Below are 19,704 nucleotides of genomic sequence, written 5' to 3' on the forward strand. Positions count from 1 at the left end.
CCCTGCGCCCTGAATCGTTCCGGAGAATGACCCATGCTGAACAGACTTATCCTGCTGGCCGCCCTGCTGCTTCCCGTCGGCTTCGCCCAAGCTCACCAGTACAAAGCGGGCGAGCTTGAAATCGCTCATCCATGGTCCCAGGAGTTGCCGCCCAATGCGCCGACCGTGGCCGCGTACTTCGTGATTCACAACAAGGGCACAACCGCCGACAAACTGCTCAGCGTCGATTCGCCGATTGCCGACAAAGCCGAGCTCCACGAACACGTGATGCAAAACGACCTGATGAAAATGCAAGCGGTGCCCGTCGTTGATATCGCCCCCGGTGCGACTGTCACCTTCGCGCCGATGGCTTATCACGTGATGCTGCTGGGGCTGGAGGATCGCAGCCTGCTCAGCGACGGCAAACGCTTCCCTCTGACCCTGCATTTCGAAAAAGCGGGGGATGTCACGGTCGATGTCGCGGTGCAGAAAAAAGCCCCCGACAGCAGCAAAACCCAAACGCACGCCCACTGATCACCTTTGCCCATGCGAACGCCCCGCGCCAGGTCGGTCATGCCCCGCCGTCAGCTGATGAGCCTGACACGCGGCAGCTGGATCAGCCTGTTCGCCATGCTGATGATCTTTATCGGTCCGCTGATTTCTCAGTCGATGCCGATGGATCAGCGCATGTCTTCGTCCATGACCATGAACATGGAAATGGACATGTCGGCGGGCGTTCACGCCGAGCATGAAGCACCGAAAGCCGAACATTGCCCGCCCCAGAGCGAGCATCACGTACTGTGGGAAAAGTGTGGTTATTGCAGCCTGCTGTTCAATTGCCCTGCGCTGACGGGGGGGCATAGCTTCGCCGTCTTCGATACCCCGCCACCCCACACCTACACCAGCCCCTCGCCACGCCTGGGCCATGCCCGGACGTCATTCTTCCCCGGTGCCCGCACCCGCGCACCGCCCCTCGACGCGTAGACCCCGACACTTACTTCACCCGGTCGCAAAAGACAGCCCCAGGTTGCCCGACCGTGTCGTTTACGTCTGTTCGATGGAATCATCATGTCCAGGTTTTCTGCCGACATCGCATTGGGCGCAGCCCAGGTTCGCTGCTCCCCGAACGAGCCACGGGTTCGTTTTCGCTACACCGCCACCGCACTGTGCGGCCTGCTGCTCACGCCCTGTGCGCTGGCCGACGAGCATGCTCACCACGAAGCTCAGATCGAAGAGCTGAGCCCGACGGTCATTACCGCCGTCGCTCCCAGCTCGCCCCTGACCGTGGTCACCAACCCCAAGGATCCGCGCCAACCGGTGCCGGCCAGCGACGGCGGCGATTATCTCAAGACCATTCCCGGCTTCGCCCTGGTGCGCAACGGCGGCACCAATGGCGACCCGGTACTGCGGGGCATGTTCGGCTCGCGGCTGAACATTCTCACCAATGGCAGCATGCTGCTGGGCGCTTGCCCGGGCCGGATGGACGCGCCGACGTCCTATATTTCGCCGGAAACCTACGACAAACTCACCGTTATCAAGGGCCCGCAAACCGTGCTCTGGGGCCCTGGTGCATCGGCCGGGACCGTGCTGTTCGAACGCGAGCCGGAGCAGTTCGGCGAACTGGGCACCCGGGTCAACGCCAGCGTACTGGCCGGTTCCAACGGGCGCTTCGACAAGGTCGTGGATGCGGCCGCCGGCGGGTCTTTGGGTTACGTGCGGGTGATCGGCAACACCGCTCATTCAGACGATTATCGTGACGGCAACAACGACACGGTGCCGTCGCGCTACGACAAGTGGAACGGCGACGTGACGCTGGGCTGGACGCCGGATGCCGATACCCTGCTGGAACTGACCGCTGGCAAGGGCGACGGTGAAGCACGCTACGCCGGACGTGGCATGGATGGCTCGCAGTTCAAGCGTGAAAGCCTGGGCTTGCGTTTCGAGCGTTCGAACATGGGCGATGTACTGGATACGCTCGAAGCGCAGGTCTACTACAACTACGCCGACCATGTGATGGACAACTACACGCTGCGCACGCCGTCCGGCACCGGGATGATGGCCGGCCCCATGGCGTCCAACGTCGACCGCCGCACCCTCGGCGCACGCATCAAGGCCACCTGGCGCTGGGCCGATGTGCAATTGATCAGTGGCCTGGACGCCCAGACCAACGAGCATCGCCAACGTAGCAGCATGGGCATCGACACCTACAAGGAACGGCCGCGCACCAAGGACGCCGACTTTCATAACTACGGCGTGTTCAGTGAGTTGACCTGGTACGCCGCCGACCGCGATCGGTTGGTCAGCGGCGCCCGCCTCGACCGCGCCTCGGCCAAGGATTACCGCCAAAGCATCGGCTCCGGCATGTCCGCCCGGCCCAATCCCACTGCCGACCAAACCCGCGCCGACACGCTGCCCAGTGGTTTCGTACGCTACGAACACGATCTGGCCGACAGCCCTACTACCCTCTATGCGGGCCTGGGCCACGCGCAACGTTTCCCGGATTACTGGGAGCTGTTTTCGGCCAACGCCGGCCCCGCCGGTTCGCTGAATGCTTTCGACTCGATCAAACCGGAGAAAACCACCCAACTCGACTTCGGCCTGCAGTACAAAACCGAAACCCTCGAAGCCTGGGCGTCGGGTTATGTCGGGCAGGTGCGCGACTACATCCTGTTCGACTACACGCCCGGCATGATGGGCACCACCTCCCGGGCCGAGAACATTGATGCACGGATCATGGGCGGTGAGCTGGGCGCGGCCTACAAACTGACCGAGCGCTGGAAAGCCGATGCAACATTGGCCTACGCCTGGGGCAAAAACAGCAGCGATGGCAGCGCCCTGGCACAGATGCCGCCACTCGACGCCCGCCTGGGCCTGACCTACAGCGAAGACCGCTGGAGCGCCGGTGCCCTGTGGCGCGTGGTGGCCGCGCAAAACCGTGTCGACGAGAACAAGGGCAACGTGGTGGGCAAGGACTACGGCAAGAGTTCCGGGTTCGGGGTGTTCTCCCTCAACGGTGCCTACCGCATCAATAAACACTGGAAGGTCAGCAGCGGCGTCGACAACCTGTTCGGCAAAGCCTACGCCGAACATCTGAACCTGGCCGGCAACGCCGGGTTCGGCTACCCGGCGAGTGACCCGCAAGCCATCAACGAACCGGGGCGCACGCTCTGGACCAAGGTAGATATGAGTTTCTGAAAGCATCGCGGGCAAGCCTTGCTCCCACAGGTAGTTCATTGCTGAGGGGCACAACTTGTCCCACTGCACTGACAAGTACTGTGGGAGCAAGGCTTGCCCGCGATCGGTTGCGCAGCAACCGCAAAAAACATAACGATCACATTTGCCCTGCGGAGCGCTTCTAAAATGAGCCAACCGAAACCCAATTTCTACAACCTGGCCTGGCGCTGGCATTTTTATGCCGGGCTGTTCGTGGCGCCGTTCATGGTGATGCTGGCCCTGACCGGCATCATTTACCTGTTCAAGCCGCAACTCGACCCTCTGATGTACGGCAGCCTGCTGAACGTGCCGGCCGGCCATCACACGATGGCGGCGGACGACCTGCTCAAACAGGTCCGCCAGGCCTACCCCGAAGGCCAGGTCAAACAGTACCTGCCGCCGATCAATGCCGAGCGCAGTGCGCAATTCGTGGTGATCGACAAGAGCCGCGAGCTTAACGTGTTCATCGACCCGTACCATGGCGATGTCCTCGGTGAACAGGACGCCAAGGACAACCTGCAAGCCATCGCCCGGGCCATCCACGGTGAGTTGATGATCGGCACCGTGGGTGACCGACTGGTGGAAATGGCCGCCGGCTGGGGCGTGGTCCTGGTGGTGTCGGGCCTGTACCTGTGGTGGCCTCGCGGGCAGTCGTCGGCCGGAGTGTTGTGGCCACGCTGGAGCGCTCGCGGTCGTTTGTTCTGGCGCGACCTGCATGGGGTCGTCGGCTTCTGGGGCGCGGCGTTTCTGCTGGTGATGCTGCTCAGCGGCATGACCTGGACCGGCTTCTGGGGCAAGCAATATGCTGACCTCTGGAACCGCTTCCCGGCTGCCATGTGGAACGACATGCCCAAGTCCGACGTCGCGGCCGGCAGCCTCAACAATGCGCACCGCCAGACCGTACCCTGGGCCGTGGAAAATACCCCGATGCCGATGTCCGGCGACCATGCCGAACACATGGCCCACGGCGGCGCCCATGAAGGTCCCGCCGCGCCGACCGTAAGCCTGCAAGCGGTGCAGGACATCGCCACCGAACGCAAAGTGGAACCTGGCTACAGCATCACCCTGCCGACCACCGCTACCGGCGTATTCACCATCGCTGTATTCGCCGACGACCCGCGCAACGACGCGACCCTGCATGTGGACCAGTACACCGGCAAGGTCCTGGCGGATGTGCGTTGGGAACATTACGGCGTCGTCGCCCGCGCCACCGAAACCGGCGTGATGCTGCACGAAGGCAAGATGTTCGGCCCGCTGAACCAGATCATCGTGCTGCTGATTTGCCTGATGATCCTGCTCAGCGCCGTCAGCGGCGTGGTGATCTGGTGGAAGCGTCGGCCCCAGGGCAAGTTCGGCGTACCGGCGCTGCGTCACGACTTGCCGACCTGGAAGACCGGGGTGTTCATCATGCTGGCCCTGGCAGTGGTGTTTCCGCTGGTGGGGGCGTCGCTGCTGGTGATGGGGTTGCTGGATCGGCTCGTCACCCGTTTCAATCGCCAGCCTGAAGTGGTTTCATCTTCAAGTTGAAGACCGTGCGTTAACGAAAGACGGCGCGAAACCTCTACAATCGCGCCCGCCTTGCGAATTGTGAACACGGTGTTCCTGTGGGAGCGAGCCTGCTCGCGATAGCGGTCTGTCAGCCACCTCTGCGCAGGCTGATCCAGCGCTATCGCGAGCAGGCTCGCTCCCACAGGGGGCTGTGTCTCGATCCAACCATTTGAGTAGCTGCATGACCGCACTAACCCTCTCCCACCTCGCCTGGACACCCCTGGGCCATGGCCACTGCCATCATCAGTTCCAGCTGCGTGACGCCACGTTGCAGGTGGGTGCCGGGGAGTTTGTCGGGTTGATCGGGCCCAATGGCAGCGGCAAGACCAGTCTGTTGCGCTGCGCCTATCGGTTCAGTCAGCCGGAGGCGGGCGAGGTCAAACTTGACCATCACAACGTCTGGAAACAGTCCTCGCGCTGGTGCGCCCAACGCATCGCTGTGGTGTTGCAAGAGTTTCCCGACGCCTTCGGTCTGACGGTCCAGGAAGTGGTCGCCATGGGGCGCACGCCACACAAAGGCCTGTTCGATGGCGACAATCAGCGAGACCTGAGCCTGGTCAGCCAGTCACTGGAATCGGTGGGGCTGCAAGGTTTCGGCGACCATGCTTTCGCCACACTCTCGGGCGGGGAAAAGCAACGGGTGATCCTGGCTCGCGCCCTGGCGCAGCAGCCGCAGGTGCTGATCCTCGATGAGCCGACCAATCACCTCGACCCGCGTTATCAACTCCAACTGCTGCAACTGATCAAACGCCTGGGGATCGGCACCCTCGCCAGCATCCACGACCTGAACCTGGCCGCTGCGTTCTGTGATCGGCTCTACGTCATCGACCACGGACACATCGTCGCCAGCGGCACGCCCAAAGAAGTGCTAACGGCCACGCTATTGCGCGACGTCTTTGGCGTGCAGGCGCTGATTGACGAACACCCCTTGGCCGCCCACCCCCGAATCACCTGGATAACCCAACCATGATCTTGCGTTCCCTGCTGCTTCTGTCGCTGCTGCTCGGCAGTGCACATGCTTTGGCCGAGGCCACCCGCTACCCATTGACGATCCAAAGCTGCAATCGCGAAGTCACCTTCAACCAGACGCCGAAACACGCCGTCAGCCATGACATCAACATGACCCAGATGATGCTCGCCCTGGGGCTCAAGTCGCGCATGGTGGGCTACAGCGGCATCAGCGGCTGGAAGTCAGTGACGCCCGACATGGAGAAAATCCTCGATGGCCTGCCGGAGCTGGCGGCCAAATACCCGTCGGTGGAAACCCTGCTCAATGCCAACGTGGATTTCTTCTTTGCCGGCTGGGACTACGGCATGCGGGTGGGCGGCGACCTGACGCCGCAAACCCTGCAACCGCTGGGCATCAATGTGTACGAGTTGACCGAATCCTGCGCGTTCGTGATGAAACGCCCGCCGGCCACCCTGGAAGACACCTATAACGACCTGCGCAACCTGGGAAGGATTTTCGATGTGCAGGATCGCGCCAATGAGTTGATCGCCTCGATGCATGCCCAGGTGGCGCAAGTGCGCAAGCAGTTGCCTGCTGATCAGCCCCGAGTGTTCCTGTACGACAGTGGCGAAGACCGCGCCATGACCTCCGGCCGTCTCGGCATGCCACAGGCCCTGATCGATGCGGCCGGCGGGCGCAACATTCTTGATGACGTGCAGACCAGTTGGACCCGGGTGAGCTGGGAGAACGTGGTCGAGCGCAACCCCGAAGTGATCGTGATTGTCGATTACGGCGAAGTCAGCGCCGAGCAGAAGCAGCAATTCCTGCTGAACAACCCGGCCCTGCAATCGGTGGATGCGATCAAGCACCGGCGCTTCATCGTGATCCCTTACGTTCAGGCCACGCCGGGTATCGATAACGTATTAGCGGTGCAAACCCTGGCAAAGGGTTTTCACCGTCCATGAGCAATCGTCGCTATGGCGCGTTGCTGGTGTGCCTCGGTGCACTGATGCTGGTGTCGTGCGTGGTGTCCCTGGGGTTCGGTCCGGCGCGGGTGCCGGTGGCTGTGGTCTGGGACATCCTGCTGAACAAGGCTTTCGGTTTGGGTGACGTGTATTGGTCGCCCGGCCAGGAACATATCGTTTGGCTGATCCGCGTACCGCGCCTGCTGCTCGGTGCCTTGGTGGGCGCGGGGCTGGCGTTGATCGGTGCGGTCCTGCAAGCGGTGACGCGCAACCCCCTGGCCGACCCGCACCTGCTGGGCGTCACGTCCGGCGCGACCCTGGGTGCGGTCATTGTGGTGCTGCATGTCGGTGAGATCATTGGTCTGCTGACCCTGCCGCTGGCCGCATTTATCGGTGCATTGTTGAGCATGTTGCTGGTACTGGCCATCGCCAGCCGCCAAGGCCGTCTGGAAAGCGATCGCTTGTTGCTGTGCGGCGTGGCGGTGTCATTCGTGATGATGGCGGCGGCCAACCTCTTGCTGTTTCTGGGTGACCATCGCGCCAGTTCCGCAGTGATGTTCTGGATGCTCGGCGGCCTGGGCCTGGCGCGCTGGGAATTGCTGGCGGTGCCGGCGGCCAGTGTGTTGCTGGGGCTGGGATTGCTGCTGGGCATGGCCCGGCCGCTGAATGCACTGATGGCGGGCGAACAGACCGCCGTGACCCTGGGCCTGAACGCGGCGAAGGTGAGGTTGTGGATTTTCCTGATCGCCTCGCTGATGACCGGCGTGCTGGTGTCCATCAGCGGCTCGATCGGTTTTGTCGGGCTGATGGTGCCGCACATTGCCAGGCGCCTGGTGGGTGCCGAACACCGTCGGCTGCTGCCTGCGTGTGTTCTGCTGGGCAGCCTGTTCCTGGTGTGGGTGGATGTGGCGGCCCGGACCCTGATCGCACCGGAGGACTTGCCCATTGGCGTCGCCACTGCCGCTATCGGTGGCCTGTTCTTCATCGGCCTGATGCGCCGTCGCTGAATCCACCCCTGTTTCCCTGACTTGCAAATAACAGGGGAACCGCAAGCCTTCGCCCCAATGTGGCGCATCTGATCGCACCAGCACCTAGGCCGCGGTCGCTAGTGGTGCATTCGCACTTTTACCCCAGCGCGCCAACCCCGCATTCTCAACGCCTTTGCCCAACCGGGCACACCCCTTGCAAAAGCCCTTTCAGCGTCCGCATCTGCCATCGAAAAAAACTCATAATTGCACGGAGATCGCACAATGAAGCGTCGTAGCTTGATCAAGGCTTTTACACTCTCGGCAAGCATTGCCGCGATGGGCATGGCCTGGACCGTCCAGGCCGCCGAAACCATCAAGGTCGGCATCTTGCATTCATTGTCCGGCACCATGGCGATCTCCGAGACGTCCCTCAAGGACATGGCGCTGATGACCATCGACGAGATCAACGCCAAAGGTGGGGTCAACGGCAAGCAGCTCGAAGCGGTGGTCGTGGACCCGGCCTCGAACTGGCCGCTGTTCGCCGAAAAAGGCCGTCAATTGCTGACCCAGGACAAGGTCGCGGTGGTGTTCGGCTGCTGGACGTCGGTGTCGCGCAAATCCGTGTTGCCGGTGTTCGAAGAGCTCAACGGCCTGCTGTTCTACCCGGTGCAATACGAAGGCGAAGAGATGTCGCCGAACGTCTTCTACACCGGCGCGGCGCCGAACCAGCAGGCCATTCCGGCGGTGGAATACCTGATGAGCGAAGAAGGCGGCAGTGCCAAGCGCTACTTCCTGCTGGGCACCGACTACGTCTACCCGCGCACCACCAACAAGATCCTGCGTTCGTTCCTGCATTCCAAAGGTGTGGCAGACAAGGACATCGAAGAGGTCTACACCCCGTTCGGCCACAGCGACTACCAGACCATCGTGGCCAACATCAAAAAGTTCTCGGCCGGCGGCAAGACCGCGGTCATCTCCACGGTCAACGGCGACTCCAACGTGCCGTTCTATAAAGAACTGGCGAACCAGGGCCTGAAAGCCACCGACGTACCAGTGGTGGCGTTCTCGGTGGGCGAAGAAGAGCTGCGCGGCATCGACACCAAGCCGCTGGTGGGTAACCTGGCGGCGTGGAACTACTTCGAGTCCGTGGAAAACCCGGCGAACAAGAAATTCGTCGACGCCTGGAAGGCCTACGCCAAAGCCAAGAACCTGCCGGGCGCCGACAAAGCCGTGACCAACGACCCGATGGAAGCCACCTACGTGGGCATCCATATGTGGGCGCAAGCGGTTGAAAAAGCCAAGTCCACCGACGTCGACAAAGTCCGCGAAGCCCTGGCCGGCCAGACCTTCGACGCACCGTCGGGCTACACCCTGACCATGGACAAGACCAACCACCACCTGCACAAGCCGGTGATGATCGGCGAGATCCAGGCCGACGGTCAGTTCAACGTGGTCTGGCAGACCGAGGGCCCGATCCGCGCCCAGCCGTGGAGCCCGTTCATCGAAGGCAACGACAAGAAGCCTGACTATGCGGTGAAGAGCAACTGAGCCCGGGAAGAAGCCCCTAACCCTGCTGATCGTTCCCACGCTCTGCGTGGGAATGCCTCACCGGACGCTCTGCGTCCACCATGGGACGCGGAGCGTCCCGGGCTGCGTTCCCACGCGGAGCGTGGGAACGATCAAACACGCAAGGCCAAGCATATGCCCACCGCCCTCTACCGCCTCATCCTCGCCCTGGTGCTGCTGTTGCCACTGGAGGCCCACGCCGGTGATGCCGAAGATTTCCTCGCCGCCAAGCCGCCCCAGCAAGCCGCGCTGCTGGAAACCTGGGCCGCGCAACCGGAACCTGAGCGTGTCGAACTGATCAACGCCTTGCAACAAGGCCAGTTGACCGTCGACGGCCAGCCCAAGACCCTGCGTCTGAACAACCGCTTGCGAGGGTTGATTGAAACCGCCCTGGCCAGCCATCAACTATTGGCCGCTGACGCCAGCGTGCGCCTGAGCGCCGCCCAGCAACTGCAAAAAAGCGCCCGCCCGGCCCAACTGGCATTTCTCGATCGACAACTGGCCGGCGAGCAGGACGAAGACGTGCATGCAGCCCTGAGCCTGGCGTTGGCGAACCTGCAACTGGTAGACCCCAACCCGTCGGTTCGCCTGGCTGCCGTCCGGCTACTGGGGGAAACCGGCGATCCGTTGGCCCGCACCCGCCTCGAAGGCCTGCTCGAACCCGGCGTTGAAACCGACGCCACGGTACGCACCGCCGCCGAAACCAGCCTCAGCCAGGTCAAGCGCAAGCTGCTGATCGGTGAATTGCTGGGCCAGGCCTTCAGCGGCATGTCCCTGGGCTCGATCCTGCTCCTGGCCGCCCTGGGCCTGGCAATCACCTTCGGCCTGCTGGGGGTGATCAACATGGCCCACGGCGAGATGCTCATGTTGGGGGCCTATTCCACCTACGTGGTGCAGATGCTGTTCCAGCGCTTCGCCCCGAATGCCATCGAGTTCTACCCGTTGATCGCCCTGCCGGTGGCGTTTTTCATCACCGCCGCCATCGGTATGGTTTTGGAGCGCACGGTGATTCGCCATCTCTACGGAAGGCCATTGGAAACCCTGCTCGCCACCTGGGGCATCAGCCTGATGCTGATCCAACTGGTGCGCCTGGTGTTCGGCGCGCAGAACGTCGAAGTCGCCAACCCGGCCTGGCTGTCCGGCGGCATCCAGGTACTGCCGAATCTCGTACTGCCCTACAACCGCATCGTGATCATCGCCTTCGCCCTGTTCGTGGTGGCGCTGACCTGGCTGTTGCTGAACAAGACCCGCCTGGGCCTGAACGTGCGCGCGGTGACCCAGAACCGCAACATGGCCGCTTGCTGCGGCGTGCCCACCGGCCGCGTGGACATGCTCGCCTTCGGCCTCGGCTCGGGCATCGCCGGGCTTGGCGGCGTGGCCCTGAGCCAGATCGGCAACGTCGGCCCGGACCTGGGCCAGAGCTACATCATCGACTCGTTCCTGGTGGTGGTGCTCGGTGGCGTCGGTCAGTTGGCCGGCAGTGTGTTCGCCGCGTTCGGGCTGGGCATCGCCAACAAGATTCTTGAACCGCAGATCGGCGCCGTGCTCGGCAAGATCCTGATCCTCGCGCTGATCATTCTGTTCATCCAGAAGCGTCCGCAAGGCCTCTTCGCGCTCAAAGGACGGGTAATCGACTGATGAACCAGCCCCTGATGCTCACGGCCGCGCAAAAGGCCGGCCCGAAAGTCACCCTCGCCGTCGGCGTGGTGATCCTGGCAGTGCTGTTGAGCCTGCCGCTGCTGTCGCTGTTGGCAGTGGATAACCCGCTGCATGTCTCGGCTTACACCCTGACCCTGGTGGGCAAGATTCTCTGCTACGCCATCGTCGCCCTGGCGCTGGACCTGGTCTGGGGCTACGCCGGCCTGCTCTCCCTGGGCCACGGTCTGTTCTTCGCCCTGGGCGGCTATGCCATGGGCATGTACCTGATGCGCCAGGCCGCCGGTGACGGCTTGCCGGCGTTCATGACCTTTCTGTCGTGGAGCGAATTGCCCTGGTACTGGAGCGGCACGGACAGCTTTGTCTGGGCCATGTGCCTGGTGGTGCTGGCACCGGGGTTGCTGGCGCTGGTGTTCGGCTTCTTCGCCTTCCGCTCGCGGATCAAGGGCGTGTATTTCTCGATCATGACCCAGGCCCTGACGTTTGCCGGGATGCTGCTGTTTTTCCGCAACGAAACCGGGTTTGGCGGCAACAACGGCTTCACCAACTTTCGCTCGATCCTGGGCTTTGGTATCACCGAGCCGGGCACCCGAGCGGTGCTGTTCCTGGCCACGGTGCTGCTCTTGGTGGCGAGCCTGTTCATCGGCTGGCGCCTGGCCCGCAGCAAGTTCGGCCGAGTGCTGACCGCCCTGCGCGACGCGGAAAACCGCCTGATGTTCTGCGGCTACGATCCCCGTGGCTTCAAGCTGTTCGTCTGGGTATTGAGCGCGGTGTTGTGCGGCCTGGCCGGGGCGTTGTATGTGCCGCAGGTGGGCATTATCAACCCCAGCGAAATGTCGCCGACCAACTCCATCGAGGCCGCCGTGTGGGTGGCCCTCGGCGGGCGCGGCACGCTGATCGGGCCGCTGCTGGGGGCCGGTGTGGTCAACGGCATGAAGAGCTGGTTCACCGTGGCCTTTCCCGAGTACTGGCTGTTCTTCCTCGGCGCGCTGTTCATCGTTGTGACCCTGTATCTGCCCAAGGGTGTGATCGGGCTACTCAAGAAAAGGGGCGAATGATGCGAATCACACCCACAGCCGATTTCATGCTCGAACCCATACTGGATCCCAACAAAGACCAAGGCAGCAGTCGCGACGCCATCGGCCTCGGTCAGGCCGCCGGCAAGGGCCTGAACACCCGTCACGGCACCATCCTGACCCTGGAAGACATCAGCGTCAGTTTCGACGGTTTCAAGGCCCTGAACGCTCTGAACCTGTACATCGGCGTCGGCGAATTGCGCTGCATCATCGGCCCCAACGGCGCGGGCAAGACCACGCTGATGGACGTGATCACCGGCAAGACCCGGCCCAGCCACGGCAAGGCCTGGTTCGGTGAAACGCTGGACCTGACGAGCATGAGCGAAGTGCAGATCGCCCAGGCCGGCATCGGTCGCAAATTCCAGAAACCCACGGTGTTCGAAGCCTTGAGCGTGTTCGAGAACCTGGAGCTGGCGCTGAAAACCGACAAATCGGTGTGGGCCAGCCTGCGGGCCAAACTCACTGGCGAGCAACACGAGCGCATCAGCGAAGTGCTGGAGACCATCCGCCTCACGACGTCGGTCAATCGCGCCGCCGGGTTGCTGTCCCACGGGCAGAAACAGTTTCTGGAGATCGGCATGCTGCTGGTGCAGGACCCACAACTCTTGCTGCTCGACGAACCCGTGGCGGGCATGACCGACGCCGAAACCGAGTTCACTGCCGAGCTGTTCAAATCACTGGCGGGCAAGCATTCGCTGATGGTGGTGGAACACGACATGGGCTTCGTCGGCGCGATTGCCGACCACGTCACCGTGCTGCACCAGGGCAGCGTGCTGGCCGAAGGGTCGCTGGCGCAGGTGCAGGACAATGAGCGGGTGATCGAGGTGTATCTCGGGCGCTGAGGCGCAAAATTGCTTTTTATGTGGGAGCGAGCCTGCTCGCGATGGCGGTGTGTCAGTCAGCATCCATTCTGAATGTTCTGACGCTATCGCGAGCAAGCTCGCTCCCACAGGGGTTCGAGGAGAATCTGGAAAATGCTGCAAGTCGACAAGCTGCACCAATACTACGGCGGTAGCCACATCCTGCGCGGCCTGTCATTCGACGTGAAGGTCGGCGAGGTGACGTGCCTGCTGGGCCGCAACGGCGTGGGCAAGACCACCCTGCTCAAATGCCTGATGGGCCTGTTGCCGGCCAAGGAAGGGGCGGTGAGCTGGGAAGGCAAACCCATCACCACCTTCAAACCGCACCAACGGGTGCACGCCGGTATTGCCTACGTGCCTCAGGGCCGGGAGATTTTCGGACGGCTGACGGTGGAAGAAAACCTGCTGATGGGCCTGTCGCGTTTTCCCGCCGCCGAGGCCAAAGAGGTGCCGGCGTTCATTTACGAATTGTTCCCGGTGCTGCTGCAAATGAAACAACGCCGTGGCGGTGACCTGTCCGGTGGCCAGCAACAGCAACTTGCCATTGGCCGGGCCCTGGCCAGCCGTCCGCGCCTGCTGATTCTCGACGAGCCCACCGAAGGCATTCAACCGTCGGTGATCAAGGAGATCGGCGTGGTCATCAAGAAACTGGCGGCCCGGGGCGACATGGCGATTTTGCTGGTGGAGCAGTTCTACGACTTCGCCGCCGAACTGGCCGATCAATACCTGGTGATGTCCCGGGGCGAGATCGTGCAGCAGGGGCGCGGAGAAAATATGGAAGCCGAGGGTGTGCGCGGGCTGGTTACGATCTAGTCTGTAGCGCTCTAACGATAATCGGAAATCATGAACCTACCTGTCTCCTTACTGGCGCCTTCGGCCCTGTTCACCCCCAGCTGGCATGCCGAGCTGGAACTGGGTTATGCCCGGTTCGGTGACTGCACGCGTCCGGTGCAGCGCCGCCACAAAGGTCCGCTGCGGGTGCAAAAACACCTGTACGCCGAGGGCCCCGAAGTGTGCCAACACATCATCGTCCACCCGCCCGGCGGGATTGCCGGCGGTGATCGGTTGGACATCGCGGCCCACGTCGGCCCCGCTGCCTGGGCGCAGTTGACCAGTCCCGGCGCGGCCAAGTGGTATCGCGCCGCCGGCCCGGCCTATCAGCAACTGAACCTGAGCGTGGCCGCGGGGGCGACCCTGGAATGGCTGCCCCAGGAAACCATCGTCTTCAGCGCCGCCCAGGCCGAACTCAGCACCAGCATCGACCTGCAGGGTGACGGGCGCCTGTTCTACTGGGACATGGTGGCCCTCGGCCGGCCGGCCAGCGGTGAACGATTTGACCTGGGGCACTTCCAGTCGCGGCTGGACATCCGCCGCGACGGGCAGTTGCTCTGGCATGAACGCCAGCGCATTGTGGGCGGTGACGGATTGCTCGACTCGCCCATCGGGCTGGGCGGCGATCCGGTGTTTGCCACGTTGTTGGTGACCGGGGAAATCGATAGTGCGTTGCTGGAACAGTGCCGATCTCTGGGCCATGACGTGCGCGGCGACCTGACTCAATTGCCCGGCCTGATCGTGGCCCGGTGTCTGGCGAGCGAGGCGCTGCTGGCGCGGGGTTGGTTGATTGAATTGTGGCGTTTGCTCAGGCCTGCATTGCTTGGAAGAGAGGCCATGCCGCCCAGAATCTGGAGTACATGAATCTGCTTTCCTGTGGGAGCGAGCTTGCTCGCGATGGCGATGGAACATTCAACATTAATGTCGACTGACACACCGCTATCGCGAGCAAGCTCGCTCCCACAAAGGATCTCCCACAAGGAGATCTGTGTTTACAGCAAGAATTTTTTATCTGCCCTTATGGATTGCACATGGACCTGACCCCACGCGAAAAAGACAAGCTGCTGATCTTCACCGCCGGCCTCGTCGCCGAGCGACGGTTGGCTCGCGGCTTGAAGCTCAACTACCCGGAGGCGATGGCCTATATTTCCGCCGCCCTGCTCGAAGGCGCCCGCGATGGCCAGACCGTGGCCGAGCTGATGCATTACGGCACCACGCTGTTGACCCGCGAACAGGTAATGGAGGGCATCCCGGAAATGATCCCGGAGATCCAGGTCGAGGCGACGTTTCCCGACGGCACCAAACTGGTCACTGTCCACCAGCCGATCGCGTGAGGCCGCACCATGACCTATGACATTCGAGACGCCCGCCACGCCGACTTGCCAGCGATCCGTGACATCTACAACGACGCGGTGCTGAACACCACGGCGATCTGGAACGAACAGGCCGTGGACCTGGGCAATCGCCAGGCATGGTTCAGCGCCCGTCAATCGCAAGGCTATCCGGTGCTGGTGGTGGTCGATGACGAAGATAACGTCCTCGGCTATGCCTCGTTCGGCGACTGGCGACCCTTCGATGGTTTCCGGCACACCGTGGAGCATTCGGTGTACGTACGTGATGACCAACGCGGCAACGGCTTGGGCTCACTGTTGATGACGGCCCTGATCGAGCGCGCCAGGGCGTGCGGCAAACACGTCATGGTCGCGGCCATCGAAAGCGGCAACGCCGCCTCGATTCGCCTGCACGAGCGGGCTGGCTTCATCACCACCGGGCAGATGCCCCAGGTGGGCACCAAGTTCGGCCGTTGGCTGGACCTGACTTTCATGCAGTTGATCCTCAACCCAGGGGCGCTACCGCCTGCCGTCGACAAGGAGTGATGCCTATGAACCCCGCCCAGTTGCGCCGAGTCCACGCCGAGAGCTTTGCGCACTACCGCCAGGGCCTGATTGATCTGTTGCTCGACGCCGTCGGCTATGGCGCCAGCGTGGGGTTCATGGCCGATCTCGATGCGGTCCAGGCACGCGCCTATTTCGATGAGGTTCAGGCCAGTCTCAATCAGGGCCACTTGCTGCTGTGGGTGGTGGTCAAGGATGAACAGGTGCAGGCCAGCGTCCAACTTGCCCTGTGCCAGAAACCCAACGGCCTCAACCGTGCCGAAGTGCAAAAGCTGCTGGTGCGCGGCGAGGCTCGCCGCCGCGGCCTGGGCCAGCAATTGATGAGCGCCCTGGAACTCGGCGCCCGCCAGCACAAGCGCGGCCTGTTGTACCTCGACACGGAGGCTGGTTCCGAGGCCGAGGCATTCTACCGCGCCATGGGCTACACCCGCGTCGGTGAACTGCCCGACTACTGCCAGAGCCCGGACGGGACGTACACCCCGACCGCCATTTACTACAAGACTTTGGGGCAACCGCAATGATTCCAGGCCAATACCAGGTCCAGCCCGGCGACATCGAACTCAACGTCGGTCGCCGCACCCTCACCCTGAACGTCGCCAACAGCGGCGACCGGCCGATCCAGGTCGGCTCGCACTATCACTTTTTCGAAACCAACGACGCCCTGACCTTCGACCGCGCCGCCAGCCGTGGCATGCGCCTGAACATTCCGGCCGGCACCGCGGTGCGCTTCGAACCGGGCCAGAGCCGCGAGGTGGAACTGGTGGATTTGGCGGGCCATCGCCGGGTGTTCGGGTTTGCCGGGCGGGTGATGGGCGACCTTTAAGCCATAGGGTGCCAGCACCGGCCCCATCGCGAGCAGGCTCGCTCCCACAGGGGAATGCGATCAACTGTGGGAGCGAGCCTGCTCGCGATGAGTGAGCGAAGCGAACGGTTTCCACATTCAATTGAATTCCAAGGCAAGCACATGAAGATTTCGAGACAAGCCTACGCCGACATGTTCGGCCCCACCGTCGGCGACAAGGTCCGCCTGGCCGACACCGAACTGTGGATCGAAGTGGAAAAGGACTTCACCACCTATGGCGAAGAAGTGAAATTCGGCGGCGGCAAGGTGATTCGCGACGGCATGGGCCAGAGCCAGCTGCTGGCCGCCGAGGTCGTCGACACGCTGATCACCAACGCGCTGATCATCGATCACTGGGGCATCGTCAAGGCCGATGTCGGTCTCAAGGACGGGCGCATCAAAGCCATCGGCAAGGCCGGTAACCCGGACATCCAGCCCGATGTGACCATCGCCATTGGCGCCAGCACCGAAGTGATCGCCGGTGAGGGCATGATCCTCACCGCCGGCGGTATCGACACCCACATTCACTTCATCTGCCCGCAGCAGATCGAAGAAGCCTTGATGAGTGGCGTGACCACCATGATCGGCGGCGGTACGGGCCCGGCCACCGGGACCAATGCCACCACCTGCACCTCCGGGCCGTGGCACCTGGCGCGCATGCTCCAGGCCGCCGACGCTTTCCCAATGAACATCGGCTTCACCGGCAAGGGCAACGCCAGCCTGCCAGAGCCGTTGATCGAGCAAGTCAAGGCCGGTGCCATCGGCCTGAAGCTGCACGAAGACTGGGGCACCACGCCGGCAGCCATCGACAACTGCCTGAGCGTGGCCGATCAGTACGACGTGCAGGTGGCGATCCATACCGACACCCTCAACGAATCGGGTTTCGTGGAAACCACCCTGGCCGCGTTCAAGGGCCGCACCATCCACACCTATCACACCGAAGGCGCCGGTGGCGGCCATGCGCCAGACATCATCAAGGCCTGCGGCTTTGCCAATGTGTTGCCCAGCTCCACCAACCCGACCCGGCCATTCACCCGCAACACCATCGACGAACACCTGGACATGCTGATGGTCTGCCATCACCTGGACCCGAGCATCGCCGAAGACGTGGCCTTCGCTGAAAGCCGCATCCGTCGTGAAACCATCGCCGCCGAAGACATCCTCCACGACCTGGGCGCGTTCTCGATGATCAGTTCCGACAGCCAGGCCATGGGCCGCGTCGGTGAAGTCATCACCCGCACCTGGCAGACCGCCGACAAGATGAAAAAGCAACGCGGCGCCCTGCCCGGCGATGGCGAAGGCAACGACAATTTCCGCATCAAGCGCTACATCGCCAAGTACACCATCAACCCGGCGATCACCCATGGCATCAGCCATGAAGTGGGCTCCATCGAAGTGGGCAAGTGGGCCGACCTGGTGCTGTGGCGCCCGGCGTTCTTCGGCGTCAAGCCGACCCTGATCCTCAAGGGCGGGGCGATTGCCGCCAGCCTGATGGGCGACGCCAACGCCTCGATCCCGACACCGCAACCGGTGCACTACCGACCGATGTTCGCAAGCTTCGGCGGCTCGCGGCACGCCACCAGCCTGACGTTCATCAGTCAGGCCGCCGCCGAGGCGGGGCTGCCCGAACAGCTTGGACTAAAGAAGAGAATTGCCGTGGTCAAAGGCTGCCGGAATGTGCAGAAAACCGACCTGATCCACAACGACTACCTGCCGAACATCGATGTCGATCCACAGACCTACCAGGTCAAGGCCGATGGGGTGTTGTTGTGGTGTGAACCGGCTGATGTGCTGCCGATGGCGCAGCGCTATTTTCTGTTTTGAATGGAGTGAGGACCTGAGAGCAAGACTTGTGGGAGCAAAGCTTGCTCGCGATACAGGTGCCTCAACTCTTGAGAACCGAGTTGAATTCATCGTGGGCAAGCCTTGCTCCCACAGGTTGGCGCTTGTTCATTGAGCGTTTTTTACTCCACCAACCGCCCCAACCGCTGCTTGAGCATGCGGTTTTCGCTGCGCAGTTGCTGCACTTCTTCCAGCAGGTCCAGCGCCAGGGCGACACCTTCCCATTCCAGTTCCAGCTCGCGGCGCAGCTTGGCCGCACGCCGGGCCAAGACCAGTTCGTAATCGGTGAAGCGCCAATCCGCCGGGGCCGCGCCATGGGGTTCGAGAATGCCATGCTCGACGATTTCGATCACATGGACATCCGCCAACGCAGCGGCCTCGCAAAATTCCATCAGGTTCAGTTCAATGATCGGGTTGTTCATGGTCTGCTTCTCCCAATGCTTTAACTGTCGAGTCTAGCGCCTCAAAACAGTCAGAAATTCTCCCGCGGATCGAACGCAGCCTTCTTTGCCAGCTCCGCCCACAACGCCTTGACTGCCTCGTCGCTGGCCTTGGGCATCACGGCCTTGAGCTGTACGAACAGGTAACCGCGCTCGCCGGCCTTGTTGCGCAGGCCGTGGCCCTTGGCGCGCATGCGCTGGCCATTCTGGCTGCCGGCCGGAACCTTGAGGTTGATCTTGCCCGTGAGGGTCGGCACCGCCACTTCAGTGCCCAGTGCCAATTCCCACGGCGCCAGGGGCAACGTGATGATCAGATCCTGGCCTTCGACGTCGAACGTGGGGTGCGGGGCAAAACGAATGGTCAGGTACAAATCGCCATTGGCACCGCCGCCAATACCCGGCGCACCCTGGCCCTTGAGGCGGATGCGTTCGCCGTCGGTCACGCCCAGGGGAATCTTCACGTTCAGGCTTTTGCTGGTATTGCTGACGTGCTGGCCGGCGGCGTTGTACTGCGGCACCTGGAAGCTGACCTTCTTCGATTCGCTCGACAGGGTCTCTTCCAGGAAAATCGGTAGTTCCATTTCCACGTCTTGCCCTCGACGGCCGGTGCTGCGGCCTGACTGTCCGCCACCGAAACCCGGCCCGCGATTACCAAAAATCGAGCTGAAGAAATCCGAAAAATCGCCGGTGTCCTGTCCACCGCCAAAGCCGCCCCGGCTTTGCCAGCCCGGCGGTCCCTGGAAAGGCTGGCCGTGCTGGCCATAGCGACGCAGGTCATCGTACTCGGCGCGTTTGTCGGCGCTCTTCAGCGCTTCATAGGCTTCGGAGACGTCCTTGAATTTGGTCTCGGCATCCTTTTCCTTACTCACATCCGGGTGGTATTTGCGGGCCAGTTTGCGATAAGCAGCCTTGATCGTGGCGTCATCAGCCGTCGGCTCCACACCCAGAATCTTGTAATAGTCTTTGAAGTCCATCGAAGGATCACCATCCGTTATCGATATCGCACCGCCACCCGCAGCATGCTCGTGATACAAGTCCTGGGGTTTGACCGATCTCAAGGTTTGTGACCGGGCGG

20 protein-coding genes are annotated in these 19,704 nt (G+C 62.5%); 18 read left to right on the plus strand and 2 right to left on the minus strand.

Annotation, left to right across the window (positions count from 1 at the left end):
- The first annotated feature begins 33 nt into the window (after positions 1-33).
- From BW979_RS00260 to ureC, 18 genes are all read left to right on the plus strand, one after another.
- Positions 34-513 carry a copper chaperone PCu(A)C gene (locus BW979_RS00260; protein ID WP_047227371.1) on the plus strand — a complete coding sequence of 160 codons (480 nt, stop codon included), beginning with the start codon at positions 34-36 and terminating at the stop codon, positions 511-513.
- Between the two features lie 57 nt (positions 514-570).
- A complete protein-coding gene (locus BW979_RS00265) occupies positions 571-963 on the plus strand; it encodes a DUF2946 domain-containing protein (protein ID WP_076386486.1) in 393 nt (130 codons plus the stop codon).
- Between the two features lie 84 nt (positions 964-1,047).
- On the plus strand, positions 1,048-3,174 hold the full coding sequence (locus BW979_RS00270) for a TonB-dependent copper receptor (protein WP_076382858.1): 2,127 nt from the start codon (positions 1,048-1,050) through the stop codon (positions 3,172-3,174).
- A 165-nt stretch (positions 3,175-3,339) separates the two neighbouring features.
- Positions 3,340-4,719 carry a PepSY-associated TM helix domain-containing protein gene (locus tag BW979_RS00275; RefSeq protein WP_076382860.1) on the plus strand — a complete coding sequence of 460 codons (1,380 nt, stop codon included), beginning with the start codon at positions 3,340-3,342 and terminating at the stop codon, positions 4,717-4,719.
- A 202-nt stretch (positions 4,720-4,921) separates the two neighbouring features.
- Entirely contained in the window at positions 4,922-5,710 is a 789-nt protein-coding gene (locus BW979_RS00280; protein WP_076382862.1) for an ABC transporter ATP-binding protein, read from the plus strand.
- The gene (locus BW979_RS00285; RefSeq protein WP_076382864.1) at positions 5,707-6,654 is read left to right on the plus strand and encodes an ABC transporter substrate-binding protein; all 948 of its coding nucleotides are present in this window, start codon (positions 5,707-5,709) and stop codon (positions 6,652-6,654) included. The genes BW979_RS00280 and BW979_RS00285 overlap by 4 nt, the downstream gene beginning before the upstream one ends.
- On the plus strand, positions 6,651-7,661 hold the full coding sequence (locus BW979_RS00290; protein ID WP_076382866.1) for a FecCD family ABC transporter permease: 1,011 nt from the start codon (positions 6,651-6,653) through the stop codon (positions 7,659-7,661). Before BW979_RS00285 ends, BW979_RS00290 begins: the two co-directional genes overlap by 4 nt.
- Before the next feature lie 243 nt (positions 7,662-7,904).
- On the plus strand, positions 7,905-9,170 hold the full coding sequence (gene urtA, locus BW979_RS00295; RefSeq protein WP_076382868.1) for an urea ABC transporter substrate-binding protein: 1,266 nt from the start codon (positions 7,905-7,907) through the stop codon (positions 9,168-9,170).
- Positions 9,171-9,323: 153 nt separating this feature from the next.
- Entirely contained in the window at positions 9,324-10,826 is a 1,503-nt protein-coding gene (gene urtB, locus BW979_RS00300; RefSeq protein ID WP_076382870.1) for an urea ABC transporter permease subunit UrtB, read from the plus strand.
- The gene (urtC, locus tag BW979_RS00305; protein ID WP_047227363.1) at positions 10,826-11,902 is read left to right on the plus strand and encodes an urea ABC transporter permease subunit UrtC; all 1,077 of its coding nucleotides are present in this window, start codon (positions 10,826-10,828) and stop codon (positions 11,900-11,902) included. Before urtB ends, urtC begins: the two co-directional genes overlap by 1 nt.
- Entirely contained in the window at positions 11,902-12,762 is an 861-nt protein-coding gene (gene urtD / locus BW979_RS00310) for an urea ABC transporter ATP-binding protein UrtD (protein ID WP_047227437.1), read from the plus strand. Before urtC ends, urtD begins: the two co-directional genes overlap by 1 nt.
- Before the next feature lie 132 nt (positions 12,763-12,894).
- Entirely contained in the window at positions 12,895-13,593 is a 699-nt protein-coding gene (gene urtE / locus BW979_RS00315; protein ID WP_047227362.1) for an urea ABC transporter ATP-binding subunit UrtE, read from the plus strand.
- A 30-nt stretch (positions 13,594-13,623) separates the two neighbouring features.
- Positions 13,624-14,475, plus strand: a complete 852-nt coding sequence (locus BW979_RS00320; protein ID WP_047227361.1) for an urease accessory protein UreD — start codon at positions 13,624-13,626, stop codon at positions 14,473-14,475.
- 167 nt (positions 14,476-14,642) lie between these two features.
- Complete coding sequence (gene ureA, locus BW979_RS00325; RefSeq protein WP_047227360.1) at positions 14,643-14,945, plus strand: urease subunit gamma; 303 nt, start codon at positions 14,643-14,645, stop codon at positions 14,943-14,945.
- A 9-nt stretch (positions 14,946-14,954) separates the two neighbouring features.
- A complete protein-coding gene (locus tag BW979_RS00330; protein ID WP_047227359.1) occupies positions 14,955-15,488 on the plus strand; it encodes a GNAT family N-acetyltransferase in 534 nt (177 codons plus the stop codon).
- A 5-nt stretch (positions 15,489-15,493) separates the two neighbouring features.
- The gene (locus BW979_RS00335) at positions 15,494-16,027 is read left to right on the plus strand and encodes a GNAT family N-acetyltransferase (protein WP_003197345.1); all 534 of its coding nucleotides are present in this window, start codon (positions 15,494-15,496) and stop codon (positions 16,025-16,027) included.
- Entirely contained in the window at positions 16,024-16,329 is a 306-nt protein-coding gene (locus BW979_RS00340) for an urease subunit beta (protein WP_014336352.1), read from the plus strand. The genes BW979_RS00335 and BW979_RS00340 overlap by 4 nt, the downstream gene beginning before the upstream one ends.
- Positions 16,330-16,470: 141 nt before the next feature.
- On the plus strand, positions 16,471-18,171 hold the full coding sequence (ureC, locus tag BW979_RS00345) for an urease subunit alpha (RefSeq protein WP_047227358.1): 1,701 nt from the start codon (positions 16,471-16,473) through the stop codon (positions 18,169-18,171).
- Between the two features lie 140 nt (positions 18,172-18,311).
- Here the strand turns inward: ureC and BW979_RS00350 are convergent, their stop codons facing one another.
- The gene (locus BW979_RS00350) at positions 18,312-18,611 is read right to left on the minus strand and encodes a chaperone modulator CbpM (protein WP_047227357.1); all 300 of its coding nucleotides are present in this window, start codon (positions 18,609-18,611) and stop codon (positions 18,312-18,314) included.
- Between the two features lie 50 nt (positions 18,612-18,661).
- Complete coding sequence (locus tag BW979_RS00355) at positions 18,662-19,603, minus strand: DnaJ C-terminal domain-containing protein (protein WP_076382872.1); 942 nt, start codon at positions 19,601-19,603, stop codon at positions 18,662-18,664.
- Positions 19,604-19,704 lie beyond the last annotated feature (101 nt).

The organism is Pseudomonas sp. A214 (assembly GCF_900156295.1).
GTDB classification, from domain to species: Bacteria; Pseudomonadota; Gammaproteobacteria; order Pseudomonadales; family Pseudomonadaceae; genus Aquipseudomonas; species Aquipseudomonas rhizophila.

What these genes read in the sequence shown, in the direction of transcription:
- BW979_RS00285 (WP_076382864.1), top strand. Translation starts at nt 5,707, where the DNA reads ATGATCTTGCGTTCCCTGCTGCTTCTGTCGCTGCTGCTCGGCAGTGCA.
- ureA (WP_047227360.1), top strand. Translation starts at nt 14,643, where the DNA reads ATGGACCTGACCCCACGCGAAAAAGACAAGCTGCTGATCTTCACCGCC.
- BW979_RS00350 (WP_047227357.1), bottom strand. Translation starts at nt 18,611, where the DNA reads ATGAACAACCCGATCATTGAACTGAACCTGATGGAATTTTGCGAGGCC.
- BW979_RS00290 (WP_076382866.1), top strand. Translation starts at nt 6,651, where the DNA reads ATGAGCAATCGTCGCTATGGCGCGTTGCTGGTGTGCCTCGGTGCACTG.
- urtB (WP_076382870.1), top strand. Translation starts at nt 9,324, where the DNA reads ATGCCCACCGCCCTCTACCGCCTCATCCTCGCCCTGGTGCTGCTGTTG.
- BW979_RS00330 (WP_047227359.1), top strand. Translation starts at nt 14,955, where the DNA reads ATGACCTATGACATTCGAGACGCCCGCCACGCCGACTTGCCAGCGATC.
- BW979_RS00340 (WP_014336352.1), top strand. Translation starts at nt 16,024, where the DNA reads ATGATTCCAGGCCAATACCAGGTCCAGCCCGGCGACATCGAACTCAAC.
- BW979_RS00275 (WP_076382860.1), top strand. Translation starts at nt 3,340, where the DNA reads ATGAGCCAACCGAAACCCAATTTCTACAACCTGGCCTGGCGCTGGCAT.
- urtE (WP_047227362.1), top strand. Translation starts at nt 12,895, where the DNA reads ATGCTGCAAGTCGACAAGCTGCACCAATACTACGGCGGTAGCCACATC.
- urtD (WP_047227437.1), top strand. Translation starts at nt 11,902, where the DNA reads ATGCGAATCACACCCACAGCCGATTTCATGCTCGAACCCATACTGGAT.
- BW979_RS00270 (WP_076382858.1), top strand. Translation starts at nt 1,048, where the DNA reads ATGTCCAGGTTTTCTGCCGACATCGCATTGGGCGCAGCCCAGGTTCGC.
- BW979_RS00355 (WP_076382872.1), bottom strand. Translation starts at nt 19,603, where the DNA reads ATGGACTTCAAAGACTATTACAAGATTCTGGGTGTGGAGCCGACGGCT.
- urtC (WP_047227363.1), top strand. Translation starts at nt 10,826, where the DNA reads ATGAACCAGCCCCTGATGCTCACGGCCGCGCAAAAGGCCGGCCCGAAA.
- ureC (WP_047227358.1), top strand. Translation starts at nt 16,471, where the DNA reads ATGAAGATTTCGAGACAAGCCTACGCCGACATGTTCGGCCCCACCGTC.
- BW979_RS00320 (WP_047227361.1), top strand. Translation starts at nt 13,624, where the DNA reads ATGAACCTACCTGTCTCCTTACTGGCGCCTTCGGCCCTGTTCACCCCC.
- BW979_RS00265 (WP_076386486.1), top strand. Translation starts at nt 571, where the DNA reads ATGAGCCTGACACGCGGCAGCTGGATCAGCCTGTTCGCCATGCTGATG.
- BW979_RS00260 (WP_047227371.1), top strand. Translation starts at nt 34, where the DNA reads ATGCTGAACAGACTTATCCTGCTGGCCGCCCTGCTGCTTCCCGTCGGC.
- BW979_RS00335 (WP_003197345.1), top strand. Translation starts at nt 15,494, where the DNA reads ATGAACCCCGCCCAGTTGCGCCGAGTCCACGCCGAGAGCTTTGCGCAC.
- BW979_RS00280 (WP_076382862.1), top strand. Translation starts at nt 4,922, where the DNA reads ATGACCGCACTAACCCTCTCCCACCTCGCCTGGACACCCCTGGGCCAT.
- urtA (WP_076382868.1), top strand. Translation starts at nt 7,905, where the DNA reads ATGAAGCGTCGTAGCTTGATCAAGGCTTTTACACTCTCGGCAAGCATT.